Origin of the sequence: Phascolarctobacterium succinatutens (assembly GCF_958453765.1) — a bacterium.
Taxonomy (GTDB): Bacteria; Bacillota; Negativicutes; order Acidaminococcales; family Acidaminococcaceae; genus Phascolarctobacterium_A; species Phascolarctobacterium_A succinatutens_B.
Genome location: NZ_CAUDZA010000004.1, coordinates 61492 through 81352 on the forward strand (window position 1 = coordinate 61492; position 19861 = coordinate 81352).

The window sequence follows — 19861 nt, forward strand, 5'->3', positions numbered from 1 at the left end:
CAGTTGAGGCAAAAAAGAGGATTCAAGCAGTTTTGTATGAACTATTAGCACAGGATTTTGTGCAGGAGAATACAGCTGCCTACGAAAAACTTACGGAGCTGCAGCAGGATATCAAAAATGATTTTTTTGTCGTAGTTGTCTTAGGCGAATTTAAACGCGGTAAATCAACCTTTATTAATGCGCTGATAGGCAATGACCTGCTGCCGACGGATGTACTGCCGGAAACAGCGACGATTAACGCCTTGATTTACAACGAAAAGCCAGAGCTAGAAATCATTATGCAGGACGGAAGCGTAGAGTGTGGGCAGGTGGAAAGGAGCTTTTTGGAGCGCTTCTCTGCTAAAAACCAGACTGACGAATGTAGTAAAATCAAATATCTTAAAATTGGTTATCCATTCAAGCTTTTGAATAACAACGTCGTCATCGTTGATACTCCTGGTGTTTCGGACCTCAACGAGCAGCGCTGCGACGTGACCTATAACTTTATTCCCAAGGCTAATGCTGTTTTATTTTTGCTGGACGCCAACTCTCCGCTGAAAAAATCTGAGCTTGATTTTATTGAAAAAAAGCTGCTGGCACAGGGTATAGATAATATCATTTTTCTTGTCAACAAATATGATAACATTGATGATGAAGAGGACGAGGATTTTTGGGAAAATCTGCAAGTACACATGATCAAGGCGTTCTCTGAAAGCGAGCATCCGCTGAAGGCTTTGAATATGTATCCACTTTCAGCAAAAATGGCTTTGCGTGGTGTGTTGGAGCAAAAGCAGAATTTTATTGATGCTTCTGGTATTATGGAAATAAAGACAACTCTACAAAAAACTGTCAGCGAAGGTCGTGTGGAGGAAGAAAAGCTGGCACGCTATAAGGCCAGAGTGCAGACCGTGCTGCTAGGCTTAGGCAGTGAGTTGGAATATAAACGAGCCTTGAAATCCGCAGACTTGGAGAAGCTGCGAGAGGCGCAGGCTGGCTTGCAGGAGCTGTTCGACGAGCAGCTAGAAAATAAACAGAAGCTGGCTGGCTTTGTAGAAGAGGAAAAGAAGAATATCATCGCGATGACGGATAAATCCTTACGCTTCTTCTATAAAAGGTTAGAAGAAAGGATTATTGACGACGTACAGTTTTATAAAGGTCTTGATTTTAAGGATTATGTGGAGCAGCGTGTTTCTAAGGCGATACAGCGAGAGCTGGAAAATTGGCTTATGAGCTATGCGCCTAATATTGACGTCCTGCTGCGTACAGTGGAAAAAGAAATTGATCGCGGCATTTCTTATCGATTCAACCAAAAGATTGCGTTGAACGCTAACTTTGGCGGTAAGGTTAGTAGTGGCGGCTATGGCGTGAATGTTACGGCGCTGGATGTGTCCAATGCAACTGTAAAGGCCGGAGCGCTTACAGCTGGCGGCGCGGGCCTACTAATGCTGATTGGCGGACCAGTACTGATGCCGTTTATCAGCATGGCAGCGTTCCCATTTTTGCAGCGCAGATTCTTAGAGGATCAGCTGGCTACAGCGAAGGAGCAGGTTATTCCGTCCATTCAGGAGCAGCTGTCGGACTGCGTTTTTCGGATGCAGCAGGAGCTGCATAAATATATTGATGAACAGAGCACGACTATTATAAAAAATTCGGAATATGCTTATGATACCGTGTTGGAGGATTTGCGGTCGCGTATAGATGCAGAAATAGATGAAAAGAAGCATTTGAGCAATGATTTAGGCGGAGAAATTGCCAAGCTCAGTGCGGAAATCAACAGCATCAACAAAACATTACAAGGCATTACAAGCATTACAGGAGGTGTATTAAGATGAACATTTTTGACCAATTTGACCATAATATGTATGGACATGATTCCTACACTCATAATGATGATGGTGGCTATATTCATGACGGCACAGGCCATTATGATGCGCATTTGTTGCCCCTAGATGGCGGGGCAGCATTTTATCATGATGCGAGTGCAGCCATTGGTCATGGTAATGCTCATTGCATTTTGTGCGAGGTAGATCCATTGGTGCACGCTCATAACTATCAGGCGCATCCACTGATTTTTGGTGATGATGGCAGACCGCTAGTGCATGTCGATGGTTATACACGAAGTGACGGCACCTATGTTGGCGAGCATTATCGCACTCTGCCTGACGGCAATCCTTATAATAATTTGTCATCTAAGTACTGATTTACACAATAAAAGCTTCCAGACCTGCTTTTATGGCTCGTCCGGAAGCTTTTAGCGTATATAGCGTCCCCTTTTTGCATTCTTTAAGCTAATATGATATAATAATTTGACGACTAATCTTTTCACGGTTGATTATCTGCATTTTTTTAAGGAGTTGTAATGGTAGGACTTATTAGTGGTGTACGCAAGAACAGTTTGGCAGCGGACGCAGGCATCAAGGCCGGCGAAAAGCTGTGCAGCGTGGACGGCGTACAGGTTAAGGATATAATTGAATTGAGCTTCTATACCTCCGATTACGAGGTTGATCTGGAGATAGAGGCCACCGATGGCACACGCCGTCAGGTACATATAGAAAAATATCCGGATGAGGATCTTGGCCTGGAGTTTGATTCCGCAGTTTTCGACAGAGTTGCGACCTGCTACAATAACTGTGTTTTCTGCTTTGTTGACCAGATGATTCCCGGTATGCGTCCGGGTCTGTATGTGCGTGATGACGATTACCGTCTGTCCTTCTTATATGGTAACTTCATTACACTCACCAATATGAAGGATGAAGATTTTGAACGTATTATCCGCACGCATCTTACGCCGCTATATGTTTCGGTACACGCTACCGACCCGCAGGTGCGCTGCCAGATGATGCACAACCGTTTCGCCGGTCAGCTGATGGAGCGCTTGCAGCTTTTGTTCGATGCGGGCATTCAGGTGCATACGCAGATTGTGTGCTGCCCCGGTTATAATGACGGCGAGATTCTTGCCAAGAGCTTCCACGATTTGTACGCGCAGTATCCCAATGTACTGACTATGGCGGTTGTTCCCGTAGGTACTACTAAGCACCGCGAGCACCTGACACAGCTTGCTACCTTTACGAAGGAGCAGGCCGCAGAGGTTGTGGAGCAGGTGACCGCATGGCAGGAGCGCTGCCGTAAGGAAACAGGCAAGACGTTTATCTACTTGGGCGATGAATTTTATCTGCTGGCGGAAAAGCCTTTTCCTCCTACCGAATGGTACGACGGCTTCCCGCAGCTGGAAAACGGCATCGGCCTTACGGCCAACTTTATGCTGGAGTGGGACGAGGCGTTGGCGCAGATGCAGAGCTTTCATGCTGCAGAGCCTGCGGTGATTCCCGTGGGTGAGGGCGCTTACCGTGTGCTGGAGCCTTTGATGGCGAAGCTGAACAGTCAGTTCGGTTCGGAGCACCGTTTTGTGCCTGTGCCTAACAGCTTTTTCGGCGGCAAGGTGAATGTTACCGGTCTTTTGACGGGCAGCGATATCTTAGCGAACGTTCAGGACAAGAAGATTATTCTGCCGGATGTGGTTTTGAATAATGATAAGCTGTTTTTGGATGATATGTCGCTGGCGCAGTTCAAGGAGCGTTACCCCGGCAAGGTGGAAATTGCCAAGGGTGCGAAGGAGCTGCTGCATTTATTATTGGAAAGATAGGTGAAGCGTATGCTGCAGGTTTATACAGGTACAGGCAAGGGCAAGACTACTGCCGCTTTGGGCGTAGCGTTGCGTGCCTCCGGTTATGGTATGAAGACACTGATGCTTTCATTTTTGAAGGATGATCCTGAGTACGGCGAGGCGCGGGCTGCAAAGAATCTGCCCTGGTTTACGCTGCGGCAGGTGGGACGCGACGCCTTTGTTAATTTCCATAATCCTGATCCTATTGATTTGAGGATGTGCCGTGACGGCTGGGAAGAGGCGAAAGAGGCTATCAGCTCGCACGCTGCGGACATTATTATCCTCGATGAGCTGAATATTGTGCTTGCTACTCAGATGCTGCCAACGCAGGAGGTTGTCGATTTTTTGCGTGAGCATAAAAATAACGTTGAGGTTGTTACTACTGGTAGAGGTGCACCGGAAGAGCTTATTAAAATTGCCGACCTTGTTACTGATATGAGCGAGGTTAAGCATTACTTCCATAAGGGAGTTTCTTCCAGGAATGGAATTGATCACTAGAGGCAACCCTTCCGTCTACTCGCTGACGCTCGTAGCCACCTCCCCTTTCAGGGGAGATATAGTAGGCTCGATTTAAGATTATAGTTCACAATTATCGCTAACCTCTATATGCTCCCTGAAAGGGAGCTGGCAAAATCACGTCAGTGATTTTGACTGAGGGTTGTGCTTGCGACAAACTGGGTCGTAGCGTCAAGGGAGCTGGCATCGCCGAAGGCGATGACTGAGGGTTGTATGCGCTGTAATAGACATATTCCCCATAAATATACAAAAAATTTACATTTCTATGATAGACACATACTAAAAAATTTATTATGATGAAGGAGATTTGATTATGGCTAAACCGATAGTTGCTATAGTTGGACGTCCGAACGTAGGCAAATCTACTCTTTTTAATATTTTTGCCAACAGCAGGATTTCCATTGTTGAGGATACACCGGGCGTTACCCGCGACCGTCTGTATGCTACCGCCGAATGGCTGGACCACGAGTTTATGATGGTTGATACCGGCGGTATCGAAATCATGAATGCCGATGCTATTGCTGTTTCTATCCGTCAGCAGGCACAGATTGCGATTAAGGAGGCGGACGTTATTCTGTTCGTCTGCGATGCGCGCGCAGGCATTACTACCGAGGATGCTGACGTTGCCCGTCTGCTGCGTCAGTCCAAGAAGCCGATTGTGCTGGCTGTCAATAAGGCGGATTCTCCGAAGCAGGAGATGAATACCTTTGAATTCTATAATCTGGGTATCGGTGATCCGATTGCTGTTTCCGCGTCCAACCATTTGGGCCTGGGCGATTTGCTGGATGCCGTTGTTGCCAAGTTCCCGTCCGATAAGATGGCAGGCGACCTGGAGGAAGAGGACGAAATCAAGGTTGCTCTGATCGGCCGTCCTAATGTGGGCAAGTCCTCTATTTTCAACGCACTGGTAGGCGAGGAGCGTTCTATCGTAAGTGATGTTGCAGGCACTACCCGTGATGCGATTGATACTCCGGTAGTACGCAACGGTCAGAAGTACCTGTTCATTGATACCGCAGGCATGCGCCGCAAGGCTAAGGTTGACGAACCGATTGAAAAATACAGCGTTATGCGTTCACTGCGCGCAGTTGACCGCAGTGACGTTGTGCTGATGGTTTTTGATGCTGTCGAGGGTGTTACCGAGCAGGATAAACGTATCGTCGGCTATGCTCATGAGGCAGGCAAGGCTGTTATTCTGGTTGTCAACAAGTGGGATTTGTACGAGAAGGACAATTCCTCCACTCTGCGTTATACCGAAACTTTGCGCAAGGAGCTTGTTTTCCTGCAGTATGCGCCGGTAGTTTTCGTTTCTGCCGTTACCAAGCAGCGTATTCACCGACTGCCGGAGGTTATCTCCTATGTTGCCGAGCAGAATGCTATGCGTATCGCTACCAGTATTCTCAACCAGGTTATCGAGGACGCTGTGGCTATCAATCCGCCGCCGACCGAAAAAGGCAAGCGTCTTAAGATTCTTTATGTTACACAGGTTAAAATCAAACCGCCAACCTTTGTTATCTTTGTCAACGAACCGGAAATCATGCATTTCTCCTATCAACGTTATCTGGAGAACAAACTGCGTGAGGCCTTTGGCTTTGAAGGCACACCTATTCAGATGATTATCCGTGGTAAGAACGAGGATGAATAAATAAAAGTCAGGTGATTTGTTATGTTCAATGAGGTGGGTATATTACATTTTCTGCTGGGCTTTGTGCTCGGTCATGTCTGCGGCTCTGTTCCCAGCGGCTTATGGCTGGTGCAGGCCTTTCACGGTATTGATATCCGTAATTACGGCAGCAAAAATATCGGCACGACGAACGTTTTCCGTACCGTCGGTCCCAAGACTGCGGTGCTGGTGCTGATTGCCGATGCCTTCAAGGGTATTCTCGCGGTTGGTATTATGAGTTATTTTTTCCACAATCCGCTGCTGGATGTGGTTACGGCTTTGGGGGCGCTTTTGGGACACAATTATTCGCTTTTTCTGGGCTTTAAGGGTGGCAAGGGCGTTGCGACCGCACTGGGCCTGTTGATTTTCATGATGCCTAAGGTTGCTGTGGCTAGCTTCGGTATCTGGCTGGTGTGCGTGCTGCTGACGCGCTATGTATCGCTTGGCTCCATTATGGCTGCCATCTTTACGCCGCCGCTGGCGTGGTATCTGGGTTATCCCTCTGCCTATGTGATTTTCTCGGTGGTTGCCGCTTTCTTTGTAGTTTTGCGCCACAAGGAAAATATCCATCGCCTGCTCACAGGCACCGAAAGCAAAATCAAACCGGGCAATGCCAAGGATCTGCAGAAATAAAATATCGCTTCTACGCTGATGTAGGCCAATGCTTACATCAGCTTTTTTCATATACTAAAGCAGGATTTTTGTTCTGCCTAAAGAATATAATAATATTACAAGTATTTTAGGTTACTTGCAGTAAAATATATGCTGCAAGAAGGGAGGAACGAAATTGCGATTAGCAAAGCTTTTATATACAGCTGCTGTTGTTTGCGGACTGCTGCTGCCTTTGGGTGCTTCGGCCGCAGGCATTACCAATTATCCGCCGCTGGTGAATCCGTCGCACTGGACGGAGCAGAATAAGAGCGGTGATACGGTTATTCTGGATGCGAAGGGTGTGGCAGCCTTCAACGTCAAGGTGCGCGCTGCTTCCCGCAGTATGCCTGACCTGGCAAATTATCCTGCGACGATGAGCGGTGATGCGCTCAAAACGAGGATTATGGATTATTCTATCCTTGACGATGACCTGTATCTGCATGGCAACAAGGTGAGCGAAAACTATAAGAATATCCTACGCAAACAGAGCAATATCAGCGCTATTCCCAAAAGCGTGGCTGTGCAATACGCAGTGACGGTGCGCCGTACAGCGGTGCGTGCGCTGCCTACGGGCGAAGGCCTGTATTATTACGCGGGAGACAGAGATTTTGACGCGCTGCAAGAAACTATGCTGGACCCCGGCGAGCCTGTGGCTGTGCTGCACACCAGTGCCAACGGTTATTTTTACTACGTGCAGGCAGTAAATTACAGCGGTTGGGTGAGCAAGTATAATGTAGCCATGACCGATAAGAATTCCTGGAACAGCTTTGTAAAGCCGCAGAAGTTTCTTGTTGTTACCGATGCGGAATATAACCTGAAAACAGACGGCGAGCAGGTGCTGTACCAACAGGGAGCACGCCTGCCGGTTGACAGTGTGCAAAGCAATACCTATACGGTAATTGCGCCTGTGCGCACTAAAGCAGGCCAGCTGCAGAAGCAGAAGCTGTTGGTGCCGAAGGCTGCATCCGCCGTGCATTACGGCTATTTGCCCTATACAAGCAATAATCTGCTTAATTCCGCCTTCAAATTTTACGGCAAGCCTTATGGCTGGGGCGGTTTGAAAAACAGCGTGGATTGCTCAAGCCTGGTGTTCAATGCTTACCGCACTGTGGGCATTGTGCTGCCGCGTAATGCCGACCAGCAGGAGTTGACCGCAGGCACGAAGAAAAAGCTCAGCGGCAGCTCACAGGAACGCGCCACCGTTATCAGCAAGCTGATGCCCGGTGCAGCGCTTTATATGGATGGCCATTGCCTGATGTATATCGGCAATATCAACCAGACACCGTATACGATTCATGCGCTGGGCTCTTATTTTTCCAAGGGCCGCCTGATGCGTGAGATGAAGGTGCTGGTGAGCGATTTGTCGTTGCAGCGTTCCAGCGGCAATACCATGCTTAACGAATTGCAGACTGCAATAGAATATAAATAATGATAGGAGAGTTTAAGATATGTTAAACCAATTTCAATGCATTGCAGCGGAAGTCAACGCTGCAGCTTATAATGATGCGGACAGTATTGTCCTCTTTCTGTGTAAGGAATGTGCGGCAGCTATCGACAAGCTGGAGCTGCCGGAGGCTGCAGCCAAGGCGGTGATGGCGTACACTGCACAGCACGATGATATTTATGACGCAGGCAGCGTAACCACACTGGTGCTGCCGCAGGGAGAAGGTTTGCTGACACTGCTTTTGGCAGGCTGTGGCGAGGGCAAGGACTGCAAGCCGAACAATTTCCGTAAGTCTGCCGGCGCTGCTGCCCGCGCTTTGCACAAGGATAAGGCGCAAAAAGCGGTACTTGCCGCACCTATTCTGTTGAACGCCGAACGCAGCAAAAACCTGCAGGCGCTTGTTGAAGGCCTGTACCTCGGCGCGTACACCTTCAACCGCTTCAAGAGCGAAGCAAAGCAGGCACCGCTGTGCGAGGCTACCGTGCTGAGCGCTGTGCCGGAGGCGGCGGAAATCATTAACGCTGCGGAAATCTCTGCGGAAGCAGTGTGCTATGCACGTGATCTGGTGAATAACCCCGGTAACGTGGTAACACCGCAGACCATGGCTGACGATGCCCTGAAGCTGGGGCAGGAGCTGCCGCTGGAAATTACCATTATGGACGAAACACTGATGGAAGCAAGAGGCATGCATGCACTGCTGGCAGTAGGTCAGGGCAGTCATAACCCTCCGTGCCTCGTTGCCTTGCGCTACAACGGCAACGGTGACGCTCCCTATACAGCCTTCGTAGGCAAGGGCATCACCTTCGACAGCGGCGGTATTTCCATTAAGCCTGACGATAACATGGGCGAGATGAAGGACGATATGACAGGTGCAGGTGCTGTGCTCGGCGCTATGCGTGCCATCGCACGTTTAGGCCTGAAATGCAACGTTATCGGTGTGCTGGCCTGCGCGGAAAATATGCCTGACGGCAAGGCGCAACGCCCTGGCGACATCGTGCGTGCAGCCAACGGCAAGACCATCGAGGTTGTTTCCACCGATGCGGAAGGACGCATGGTGCTGGCGGACGCAGTCTGGTATGCCTGCCAAATGGGTGCCAAAAAGGTTATTGATATAGCAACGCTCACCGGTGCGGTAATCATCGCCCTGGGCAATGAAACCAGCGGGATTGTGGCCAATGACGACGAGCTGGTGGAGCAGATTAAGCTGGCAGGTCGCATGGCCGGTGAAAACTACTGGCAGCTGCCTTCCCTGCCCGAATGCAAGGAAGCCATCAAGAGCGACGTTGCCGATTTGCTGAACAGCGCAGGACGTGCTGGCGGCTGCATCACCGGCGGCCTGTTCATTGGTGAATTCGTTGATAAAGATATCCCGTGGGCGCATCTTGATATCGGCGGCACCTCCACCGCAACCAAGACGGAGGGCTTCAAGGTTAAAGGCGGTACTGCCTTTGGCACTATGACGCTTATCAAGCTGGCAGGTATGCTGTAATGGCTACGCAGCTTGTAGATTTACATTTGCACAGCACCTTCAGCGACGGACGCTATACGCCGACCATGCTGGTGGACGAGGCTGTGTCTAAAGGCATCAGCGTTATCGCTGTCACCGACCATGATTCGTGGAACGGTCTGGCGGAGGCGCGCGAGGCGGCGAAGCGCTACGGCGGACGCATCCGCGTCCTCACCGGCGTGGAGCTGGGAACGCAGTACGAGGATGATGCCGTGCATATTTTAGGCTATCACGTTTCTATGGACTGTGAAGCGCTGCATAAGAAAATGAACGAAATGCGCCATGCGCGCGAGCACCGTTTATATGCCATGCTGGAAAAGCTGGAAAAATTAGGCTACCATGTAGAGGTAGAGGCCTGCGACCCCAAGAACAGGGCAGTAGGCCGTCCGCATGTGGCCAAGGCACTGGTGGCCAAGGGATATTTTGCTACCGTGCAGGAGGTTTTTGACGCACTGCTGCACCGCGGCGGACCGGCGTATGTGCCGCAGCCCAAGCTTTCTCCGCAGGAGGCAGTGGCGCTGATTCACAAGGCAGGCGGCATAGCTGTGCTGGCGCATCCCTCGGAGCTTGTTGATAAAACGCTGCCCGAGCGCTTGCTTGCCGCAGAACCGTTTGACGGCATAGAGGTGTGGCACCCCAGCGCAGATGTGCAGGCGCAAGCCCATTGGCGTGCTTTGGCAAAGGAGCGCGGACTGTTGGTGAGCGGCGGCAGTGACTTTCATGGAATTCCTGACCGTTTCCCCACAAAGCTCGGAATATGGCAGGTGCAATATGATGATGTTAAGGGTGTAATAGAATGGAAGTAGTTGCTTTTGTAGGACCCAGCGGCACAGGCAAGAGCCACCATGCCATCGGCGTGGCCTTTGACAACCGCTGTGACGCTATTATTGACGACGGCCTGCTGATTAAGGGCACCAAAATTCTGGCAGGCACCTCCGCCAAAAACGAAGACAACAGAATACAGGCCGTTAAGCGCGCTATCTTCACAGATGAAGGGCACGCGCAGGCGGTGCGTGAGGCGCTGGCGACCAACAACATTCATCGTCTGCTGATTATCGCTACCTCGGACAATATGATCAACAAGATTATCGGCAGGCTGAAGCTGGATAAGCCGGTTAAGACGGTGTATATCAACCAGATTGCCAGCAAGGCCGAAATCAAGAAGGCCCGCCATGCGCGTCTGCAGGAGGGCAAACATATCGTGCCGGTGCCGACGATTGAGCTGAAACCTCATTTCACAGGCTATTTTGCCGATTTGCCCTATAATATTTTTTCCAGCCAGCGCAAGCAGGAGAAGGATGCGGACCGTTCTATTGTACGTCCTTCGTTTAGCTTTTACGGCAAGCTGCTGATTTCCGACAGTGCGCTGGAGGATATCATCAAAATTATCGGGCGCAAGCTGGAGGGCGTGGAGCGCATCACCTCAATTAAGGTGCGCCGCCGCAGTGACAACAGCAAGGGCATTGTTATCAGCGTAGAGGTTGTGCTGTATTACGGTGTTAAGCTCTTTGCCGTTACCAAGCAGTTCCAGGCGAAGATTAAGGAAAAGATTGAGTATATGACGGCCATGAAGGTGAATAATGTGAATGTTTCCATCCGCAGCCTGGCTGTGAAGAAGTGAATAGAGCAGCTGTATGCTTTGAATACTTTAGGATGCACAAATCCCCCGTATGGAACCCTGCGGGGGATTTTGTTTTTTGATACTTTGGGTTAATTCAACTTCTTTCGGGGACGAAAGAAGTAAATATAGATCTTGAAGGCTGATCTTAGGGATTAGAGAATTTTCTAACTATTCTTGACATTGTCACAATTATCTGATAATATAAACCCATAAGATTTTGCACACCTGCCTGGAGCACGGTCACTGCAGCGTCACGAACGCCTTATGTATTATTGAAGTAGTACATATGGCGTTTTTTATTAAGAAGGGAGTTGAAGTAATGCAGACAAATGAAGCAAGTCAAGAAAGTGAAATCAAGCAGGTCATCCGTAGCCTATGTATGATGAATAACAGGTTTATGAACTTCATGCTTGATGACAACAAGAAAGCAGCGCAGGTTTTCTTGCGCATTATCCTGGGAGATGATAAAATTAAAGTGAAGAATGTCAGAATACAGAGCTTTATCCAAAATATCTACGGACATTCTTCGCAACTGGATATTTTAGCGCAGGATAGCAAAGGACGTTATTTTAACGTAGAAGTGCAGAGAAGCGATGAAGGCGCTCCGGCAAGACGTGCCAGATTTTACAGCAGTATTCTTGATACGCATTTTCTGCAGCCAAGTAAGCTCTATGAAGAGCTGCCGGATACCTACGTGATTTTTATCACCGAGAATGATGTCTTGCGCGATAATTTGCCGTTATATGATATAAGACGAACAATTAAGCAAAGTGCTAGGGATTTTGAAGATGGTTCGCATATTATTTATGTCAACAGTCAGCGCCGTGATGATACAGCGCTGGGCAAGCTCATGCAGGACTTATACTGCACAGAGCCTAAAAATTTACATTACCAAGAATTTGCCGAGCGCATGGAATTTTTGAAATACAGCAAGGAGGGCGAAGAAAAAATGACAGACGTAATTGAGGAATATGCTGCAAGAAAAGCAGAAGCAGCAGCGAAGGCAGTTGAAGAATATGCTGCAAAAAAGGCTGAAGCAGTCGCAAAAGAAGCTAAGAAAAAAGAGCAGGCAAACAAAATCGAGCTTGCCAAAGGCCTTTTGGCTGACGGCATGAGTATCGAATTCACTGTACGTCACTCTAAACTTTCTGAAGCAGAGGTACGTGAGCTTGCCTCCAAGCTGACCGCATAAAAACTTCTTCCATAATATTATAAATTTCACCCGTTCTTCACAGCAGCTTGTGCCTTGCACTTCGCTGCTGTTTTTTTATGCGCTAAAATCTGCTATAATATATAGTGTATAATTAGCTTTACTGCAATGAGCGTTACAGCCTCAGCAGAATAAATTCCGCTACGGCCTGCAGCGCTTTTTCGCAAGCAATAAGGAGTGATAAGCATGGAGATAAAATCTGTCGCACTTTTAGGAGCAGGAGCCGTTGGCTCTTATATAATCTGGGGACTGAGCAAGCTCCCCGATATCAGATTCGGCATTATCGCCGAAGGCAGCCGTGCTGCGCGTTTGCGTGACGAGGGCTGCACCATCAACAACGTTACCTATCATCCGCAGGTGTGGAGCCCGCAGGAGGCCAAGGGCGTAGATCTTTTGATTGTCGCCTTAAAATATGGCGCTCTGCCGGGCGCGTTGGCAAGCATCCGCGAGGCAGTAGGCCCCCATACTACTGTCATGAGCCTGATGAACGGCGTGGACAGCGAGGAGATTATTGCCGGTGCTATCGACAGCAAGCAGATTCTGCCTGCTCTGATTAAGATTGCGTCGCGTCACGAGGGCAACGGCGTGCGCTTCAACCCGGAAAAAACTATCGGTATTGTTTTCGGTGAAGTGCAGGCTCCCTTTGACAGCGAGCGTGTGCTGGCGATTGAAGCGCTTATGCACAGTGCCGATATCCATATCCGTCATACGGATTGCATTAATGAAGAAATCTGGTGCAAGTTCCGCCTGAACGTCTGCAACAATCTGCCGCAGGCTGTGATTGGCGCAGGTCTTGGCTGCTATCAGGACAGTGAGCATATGCGTGCTATTAAGGAAGGTCTGCGCCGTGAGCTGGAGGCCATCGCCGCCGCCAAGGGCATTGATATGAGTAAATGTCCCGCAAGCTCCGGCCGTGGCAGTGCCGTTCCGCCATCTGTGCGCTATTCCACGCTGCAGGATCTGGACGCAGGCAGACACACCGAGATTGATATGTTCTCCGGTGCTCTGATGGCGATGGGCAAGGAGCTGGGGATTCCCACTCCCTACAACGAATATACCTATCATATTATCAAAGCGTTGGAGGAAAAGAACGATGGCCTGTTCGATTACTCCGGACAGAACAAGGAAAATACCTGCGCGCGTTGAGTGCGCATTAAAGGAGGCAGAAAGCAGATGAAGAATTTGCTGACGATTGCCGGCAGTGATTCCAGCGGCGGCGCAGGAATCCAGGCCGATTTAAAGACCTTTGCCGCTCATGGCACCTTCGGTATGAGCGTCATTACCGCCGTTACGGCACAAAACACCTGTGGTGTTACCGCAGTACAGAATATTGACTGTGATATCGTCGAAGCACAGATTTCTGCCGTTTTTGACGATATCCGTGTGGACGCAGTGAAAATAGGCATGGTATCGCAGCCGGAGATTATCCGTACGATTGCCGCCTGCCTGCGCCGTTATCAGCCGCGCATTATAGTGGTGGACCCGGTGATGATTTCCAAAAGCGGTTATCCGCTACTGGCACCGGAGGCCTGCGAAACGCTGATTAAGGAGCTGCTGCCGTTGGCTACACTGGTTACGCCCAACCTGCCGGAAGCAGAGGCGATTACCGGTATGCAGGTTACGGAAAAAGCGCAGATGCGCGCAGTAGCGGAAAAAATTATTGCTCTGGGTGCGAAGGCTGTGCTCGTAAAGGGCGGTCATTTAAGCGATACGGCGGATGATTTACTCTTTGACGGCAGCACGGAAACATGGTTCCCCGGCAAGCGCATTGCTACGAAGAATACCCACGGCACAGGCTGCACACTGTCGAGCAGTCTGGCGGCAAATCTGGCCAAGGGGCTTGGGCTGACGGATGCGGTACGCGCCTCCAAGGCCTACGTTACCGAAGCCATCGAGCATGGCATCGAACTGGGCAGCGGCTGCGGTCCGACGCATCATTTTGTTGATTTATACAGAAAGGCTGGTATCTTAGACTAATGGATTTAAAAAATACTTTTGGCGAGCTGGTTGACAAGCTGCGTAAGGCAAGACCTGTCATCCACGAAATTACTAATTATGTTACGGCGGAAAGCTGTGCAGATGCTGCGCTGGCAGCAGGCGCTTCTCCGGTGATGGCCGATGAGCCGGAGGAGGTTATTGAAATTACCGCCGGTGCCGATGCACTGGTGCTGAATCTTGGTACGCTGAGCTTTAATAAGCAAATAGCTATGGAGCGTGCGGCGCAGGCGGCCAAAACCAAGGGCATCCCCGTAGTGCTGGACCCTGTGGGTGTAATGGCTTCTACCGTACGCTTGAACTTCGCACTGAAGCTGCTGAACGCAGGCTATATTGACATCGTGCGCGGCAACCACAGCGAATGTCAGGCGCTGCTGCTAGGCGCAACCGGCGGCCGTGGCGTAGACAACATGGAGCAGGGGACCGAAGAGGGTGAAGCACTGCGCACCGCCAAGGACGCTGCTGCGAAATTCGGCTGCGTGTTTGCTGTTACCGGCCCGATTGACAACATCAGCAACGGCAAGCAGGCTGTTGTGCTGAACAACGGTCACCCGCTGCTGCAGGATATCACCGGCAGCGGCTGCATGACTACTACCTTAGTTGCCTGCTGCGCCGCTATTACCAAGGATATGCTCGTTGCGGCAGCACTGGGCGTAGTAATCATGGGCCAGAGCGCCGAGCTGGCAGCCAACTTTCTCGAGAAGAAGGACGGCCCCGGCATGTTCAAGGTGCGCCTGATTGACGCAATTTACCATGTAACTACGAAGTGGAATCTGGTGAACCTGAAGCCGGAGGAAAAGGTGTCCTGATGAAAGCACAGCCTGATTACAGTATTTATCTGGTTACGGACGATGGCTGCCTGCAGGGCAGGGCGCTGCTTGACTGCGTGCGTGAGGCGCTCGAAGGCGGCGTGACGCTGGTGCAGTACCGCGCCAAGACGGCATCCAGCGCGGAGATGTACGCCGAAGCGCTGCAGCTGAAAGCACTGTGCGACAGCTTTAAGGTGCCGCTGATTATCAACGACCGTCTGGATATCGCTATGGCGGTGGGCGCAGCAGGCGTACACTTGGGGCAGGACGACCTTCCCTGCGCTGCGGCACGCAAGATTCTGGGCGAGGATTACATCATCGGCCTTTCGGCGCACAATCCGGCGGAGGCTAAAGCGGCGCTGCAAAGCGGTGCGGATTACCTTGGCTGCGGCGCTGTCTTTGGCACTGCTACGAAGGCAGACGTTAAAAAGCTGGGTACGGAAGGACTTACGGCTATCTGCAGGGAGAAGGGACTGCCTGTTGTCGGCATCGGCGGCGTGACTGCAGACAATTACCGCGAGGTGCGCGCGGCAGGCGCTGACGGCGCAGCCATAGTCAGCGGCATACTGGCGCAGCCTGATATCCGCGCTACGGTAAGAGCTATTGCCAGGGTAAGCCAAGAGTTTACCAAATAATAAACGTTATAATAACGTTCCTGTTCAATAAAATTATGGTCATCTTTTAGGGTGGCCATTTTTGTATTAAAGCTGATTTTCCGAATTATTTTTAGTTAAAACTGAAAAATGTTCACTAATATGCCTATATTTATCGCTATCCATATTGGATAAAACGCCGAAGTGTGTTAAAATAGATACATAAATAGCAAGTATTCACCTCGAAAAAATTACATTGGAGGCCGTGTATATGAGTAACATTAGAAGACTTTTTGTAGAAAAGAAGGATGCCTTTGCTGTCGAAGCACATGGCTTGCTGGCAGACCTGCGCAACAACCTCGGTATGAGCAATCTTACCGGTATGCGTATCGTTAACCGCTATGACGTGATGGGCCTGAGCGATGAAGAATTCGCTATGGCTAAACAGCTTGTGCTGTCCGAGCCGCCTGTCGACAATGTCGTAGAAGAGGAGCTGCCGCTGGCTGCAGGCGAGGCTGCTTTCGCTGTAGAGCTGCTGCCTGGTCAATACGACCAGCGCGAGGATTTTGCCGAACAATGTATCCAGCTGATTACCCAAAAGGAGCGCCCGATGGTTGCTGCCGCTAAGGTATATGTGCTGGAAGGCGAGCTGACTGCGGAAGAAGTTGAAAAGATTAAGGCTTACTGCATCAACCCGATTGAAGCACGTGAGGCTGAACAGGCTAAGCCTGAAACCCTCATCAGCACCTGCGAGGAGCCGGAAAAGGTTAAGGCTGTTGCAGGCTTCCTGACCATGTCTAAAGAAGAGGCAGAAGCACTGCGCCAATCCATGGGCCTGGCTATGAGCCTGGATGACCTGCTGTGGTGCCAAAAATACTTCAACGAAGAGCACCGCGAGCCGACTATTACCGAAATCCGTGTGCTGGATACCTACTGGTCCGACCACTGCCGTCATACCACCTTCATGACGCAGATTGAAGATGTAGATATCGTTCCCGGCACCTTTACCCAGCCTGTGCAAGAGGCTTATGACAAATATATGGCTGCCCGTGACGAGGTTTACGGTGAAGACACCGAGCGTCCGGTAACCCTGATGGATATTGCCGTAATCGGCATGAAGAAGCTGCGCAAGGAAGGCAAGCTGGCTGACCTTGACCAATCCGAAGAAATCAATGCATGCTCTATCGTTGTGCCTATCGAAATCGACGGTAAGACCGAAGAGTGGCTGGTAATGTTCAAAAACGAAACCCATAACCATCCGACCGAAATCGAACCGTTCGGCGGCGCTGCTACCTGCCTCGGCGGTGCCATCCGTGATCCGCTGTCCGGCCGTTCCTATGTATATCAGGCTATGCGTGTAACCGGCAGTGCCGACCCGCGCACCCCAATCAGCGAAACCCTGCCCGGCAAGCTGCCTCAGCGCAAGATTACCATCGGTGCAGCTGCAGGCTACAGCTCCTACGGCAACCAGATCGGTCTGGCAACCGGCCATGTACAGGAATACTATCATGATAAATTTGTTGCGAAGCGTATGGAAATCGGCGGCGTAATCGGCGCTGCTCCCCGCAGTGCAGTTCGTCGTGAGCGTCCCGCTGCCGGTGATATCGTAGTGCTGTTGGGCGGCAAAACCGGCCGTGACGGCTGCGGCGGTGCAACCGGTTCCTCCAAGGAGCACACCGTTGACTCCCTCATGAGCTGCGGCGCAGAGGTACAGAAGGGCAATCCTCCGACCGAACGCAAAATCCAACGCCTGTTCCGCAACCCTGCCGTAACCGCAATGATCAAACGCTGCAACGACTTCGGTGCAGGCGGTGTATCCGTTGCTATCGGCGAGCTGACCGACGGTCTTGTTATCGACCTCGATAAGGTTCCCAAGAAATACGAAGGCCTGGACGGCACCGAGCTGGCTATCTCCGAATCTCAGGAGCGTATGGCTGTTGTTATCGCTGCCGCTGACCGTGATGCCTTCATCAAATATGCTGACGAAGAAAACCTGGAAGCAACTGTTGTTGCCGACGTTACCGAAGAACCGCGCCTGGTTATGTTCTGGCGTGGCGATAAAATTGTTGACCTGTCCCGCGCTTTCCTCGATACCAACGGCGTTGCACAGCACACCAATATCGTAGTAAGCGAAGAAAAAGAGGACAACGTATTCGAGCAGGTTCCTGCCGAAGTAACCTCCGCTGCTAACCTTGAGGCTGCATGGCTGGCTAACCTCGGCCGTCTGAATGTCTGCAGCGAAAAGGGCCTGTCAGAGCGCTTTGACAGCACCATCGGCCGCGGCACCGTAATGATGCCGTTCGGCGGCAAAACCCAGCTCACTCCGAGCGAGGGCATGGTAGGCCGCATTCCTGTGCTGCACGGCAACACCACCGCAGCCAGCGTAATGGCCTGCGGCTATAACCCGAACGTTGCCTGCTGGAGCCCGTTCCATGGCGCAATGTACGCTGTAACTGAATCCATAGTTCGTGCCGTAGCTCTGGGTGCTGATCCCGCTAAGCTGCGCCTGACTCTGCAGGAGTACTTTCCGAAGCTGCATGATGCCAAAAGCTGGGGCCAGCCGTTCAGCGCACTGCTGGGCGCTTTCACCGCACTTGATGCTCTGGACCTGCCGGCAATCGGCGGCAAGGACAGCATGAGTGGTACCTTCATGGATAAAACCGTTCCGCCGACACTCGTTTCCTTCGCAGTAGGCGTAATCGACGGCAACAAGGCTGTATCTGCCGACTTCAAGGCAGCAGGCGACAAGGTAATCTTCCTGTCCTGCCCGCGCAATAATGCCGAAGTTCTGGACTTTGCAGCCCTGAAGGAAAACCTGACCGCTGTACACAAGGCTATGGAAGCAGGCAAGATTGCTGCTGCTGCCGCTGTTAAAGAGGGTGGCGTAGCTGCACTGGTAACCACCATGAGCCTGGGCAACGAGCTTGGCTTTGAATTCATCAAACCGTTCCACGATACCGACAGTCTCTTCACTCTGCAGCCCGGCGGCATGGTCCTCGAGCTGGCAGCCGGCGTAGAACCGGAAGAGCTGTTCGAAGGCCTTGATTACATGCTGCTAGGCCACACTACTGCCGAAGCAGGCATCACCATCAACGATACCAAGATTGACGCTGCGAAAGCCTTTGCCGCATACCGCGAGCCGCTGCTGGGCATTTTCCCGGACGGCACTCCGAAGGCAGAAGAGCCTGCTGACATCGCAATGCCGCTGTACAAGAGCGAGCTGACTTTAACCGCTCCGGTGAATATCGCCAAACCGCGCGTATTCATCCCCGTATTCCCCGGCAACAACTGCGAATACGACAGCGCCCGTGCTTTTGAAGCTGCAGGTGCCGAAGCTAACACCTTCATCGTACGCAACCTTACCGCTGCTGCTATCGAAGAATCCGTAGAAGCAATGGTTAAATATATCAACAACTCCCAAATCGTTATGATTCCCGGCGGCTTCAGCGCCGGTGACGAGCCTGACGGCAGCGGCAAGTTCATCGCTACCATGTTCCGCAACCCGCGCATCAAGGAAGCAATCAGCGAACTCTTGGAAAACCGCGATGGCCTGATGCTGGGTATCTGCAACGGCTTCCAGGCATTGATTAAGCTCGGCCTCGTTCCGTACGGCGATATCCGCGACATGATAAGCGATGCACCGACCTTGACCTTCAACAACATCGGCCGCCATATTTCCCAGATTGTTACCACCAGAGTTGTTTCCAACAAATCTCCGTGGTTCAGCCTGTGCGAGCCCGGCGAAGAGCATGCAGTTGCCGTATCCCACGGTGAAGGCCGCTTCTACGCTCCGGAAAGCACTATCAAAGAGCTGTTCGCCAACGGCCAGGTTGCTACCCAGTATGTAAATGCTCAGGGCGTACCGACCATGAACACTCCGTTCAACCCGAACGGCAGCCTGTATGCTATCGAAGGCATCACCAGCCCCGACGGACGTATCCTCGGCAAGATGGGCCACAGCGAGCGCTTTGCTCCGGGCCTGTTCCGCAATATTGCAGGCGACAAGGATCAGAAGATTTTCCTGTCCGGCGTAAGCTACTTCAAATAAGCTGAGGCTTAATAACGACACAATAAAACGCTCTGCTGACCGCAAGGTTGGCAGAGCGTTTCTGTATATATGTGTATATTTTGGCTATCCTCAAAAACCGTACAAAACTGTACAAACCGTACAAACGTAGGCAGGGCAAGGCTTTGCGCATGTACGGTTTTGTA

At 51.0% G+C, this 19861-nt stretch carries 16 protein-coding genes; all 16 read left to right on the forward strand.

The genetic code is table 11. The features are described from left to right. Positions 1 to 32 precede the first annotated feature (32 nt). The 16 genes from Q7Q81_RS03180 to Q7Q81_RS03255 all read left to right on the forward strand — a co-directional run bounded on the left by Q7Q81_RS03180 (position 33) and on the right by Q7Q81_RS03255 (position 19697). Positions 33 to 1811, forward strand: coding sequence for a dynamin family protein (locus Q7Q81_RS03180; protein ID WP_304273675.1), 1779 nt, complete (start codon positions 33 to 35; stop codon positions 1809 to 1811). After that, positions 1808 to 2179 carry a hypothetical protein gene (locus Q7Q81_RS03185; RefSeq protein ID WP_304273677.1) on the forward strand — a complete coding sequence of 124 codons (372 nt, stop codon included), beginning with the start codon at positions 1808 to 1810 and terminating at the stop codon, positions 2177 to 2179. The genes Q7Q81_RS03180 and Q7Q81_RS03185 overlap by 4 nt, the downstream gene beginning before the upstream one ends. A 159-nt stretch (positions 2180 to 2338) precedes the next feature. After that, positions 2339 to 3622 carry a DUF512 domain-containing protein gene (locus tag Q7Q81_RS03190; RefSeq protein ID WP_304273679.1) on the forward strand — a complete coding sequence of 428 codons (1284 nt, stop codon included), beginning with the start codon at positions 2339 to 2341 and terminating at the stop codon, positions 3620 to 3622. Positions 3623 to 3631: 9 nt separating this feature from the next. After that, the gene (locus Q7Q81_RS03195) at positions 3632 to 4141 is read left to right on the forward strand and encodes a cob(I)yrinic acid a,c-diamide adenosyltransferase (protein WP_304273681.1); all 510 of its coding nucleotides are present in this window, start codon (positions 3632 to 3634) and stop codon (positions 4139 to 4141) included. 331 nt (positions 4142 to 4472) lie between these two features. Beyond that, the gene (gene der, locus Q7Q81_RS03200) at positions 4473 to 5801 is read left to right on the forward strand and encodes a ribosome biogenesis GTPase Der (RefSeq protein WP_021719958.1); all 1329 of its coding nucleotides are present in this window, start codon (positions 4473 to 4475) and stop codon (positions 5799 to 5801) included. Positions 5802 to 5822: 21 nt separating this feature from the next. After that, a complete protein-coding gene (gene plsY, locus Q7Q81_RS03205; protein ID WP_210684437.1) occupies positions 5823 to 6452 on the forward strand; it encodes a glycerol-3-phosphate 1-O-acyltransferase PlsY in 630 nt (209 codons plus the stop codon). A gap of 154 nt (positions 6453 to 6606) precedes the next feature. Further along, on the forward strand, positions 6607 to 7899 hold the full coding sequence (locus Q7Q81_RS03210; RefSeq protein WP_304273683.1) for an SH3 domain-containing protein: 1293 nt from the start codon (positions 6607 to 6609) through the stop codon (positions 7897 to 7899). A 19-nt stretch (positions 7900 to 7918) separates the two neighbouring features. Further along, complete coding sequence (locus tag Q7Q81_RS03215; RefSeq protein WP_304273685.1) at positions 7919 to 9403, forward strand: leucyl aminopeptidase; 1485 nt, start codon at positions 7919 to 7921, stop codon at positions 9401 to 9403. Further along, positions 9403 to 10227 (forward strand): PHP domain-containing protein, encoded by an 825-nt coding sequence (locus tag Q7Q81_RS03220; protein ID WP_304273687.1) that lies wholly within the window; start codon positions 9403 to 9405, stop codon positions 10225 to 10227. The genes Q7Q81_RS03215 and Q7Q81_RS03220 overlap by 1 nt, the downstream gene beginning before the upstream one ends. Further along, positions 10218 to 11042 (forward strand): Asp23/Gls24 family envelope stress response protein, encoded by an 825-nt coding sequence (locus Q7Q81_RS03225; protein WP_009145763.1) that lies wholly within the window; start codon positions 10218 to 10220, stop codon positions 11040 to 11042. Before Q7Q81_RS03220 ends, Q7Q81_RS03225 begins: the two co-directional genes overlap by 10 nt. 319 nt (positions 11043 to 11361) lie before the next feature. Then, positions 11362 to 12234, forward strand: a complete 873-nt coding sequence (locus Q7Q81_RS03230; RefSeq protein WP_304134467.1) for an Rpn family recombination-promoting nuclease/putative transposase — start codon at positions 11362 to 11364, stop codon at positions 12232 to 12234. A gap of 204 nt (positions 12235 to 12438) precedes the next feature. Next, a complete protein-coding gene (locus Q7Q81_RS03235; RefSeq protein ID WP_304273689.1) occupies positions 12439 to 13398 on the forward strand; it encodes a ketopantoate reductase family protein in 960 nt (319 codons plus the stop codon). 27 nt (positions 13399 to 13425) lie between these two features. Beyond that, positions 13426 to 14229, forward strand: coding sequence for a bifunctional hydroxymethylpyrimidine kinase/phosphomethylpyrimidine kinase (gene thiD, locus Q7Q81_RS03240; protein ID WP_304273691.1), 804 nt, complete (start codon positions 13426 to 13428; stop codon positions 14227 to 14229). Beyond that, complete coding sequence (gene thiM / locus Q7Q81_RS03245; protein ID WP_210684429.1) at positions 14229 to 15056, forward strand: hydroxyethylthiazole kinase; 828 nt, start codon at positions 14229 to 14231, stop codon at positions 15054 to 15056. Before thiD ends, thiM begins: the two co-directional genes overlap by 1 nt. Continuing rightward, entirely contained in the window at positions 15056 to 15691 is a 636-nt protein-coding gene (thiE, locus tag Q7Q81_RS03250; protein ID WP_304222978.1) for a thiamine phosphate synthase, read from the forward strand. The genes thiM and thiE overlap by 1 nt, the downstream gene beginning before the upstream one ends. A 229-nt stretch (positions 15692 to 15920) precedes the next feature. Further along, entirely contained in the window at positions 15921 to 19697 is a 3777-nt protein-coding gene (locus Q7Q81_RS03255) for a phosphoribosylformylglycinamidine synthase (protein WP_304273693.1), read from the forward strand. The last annotated feature ends 164 nt before the right edge of the window (positions 19698 to 19861 follow it).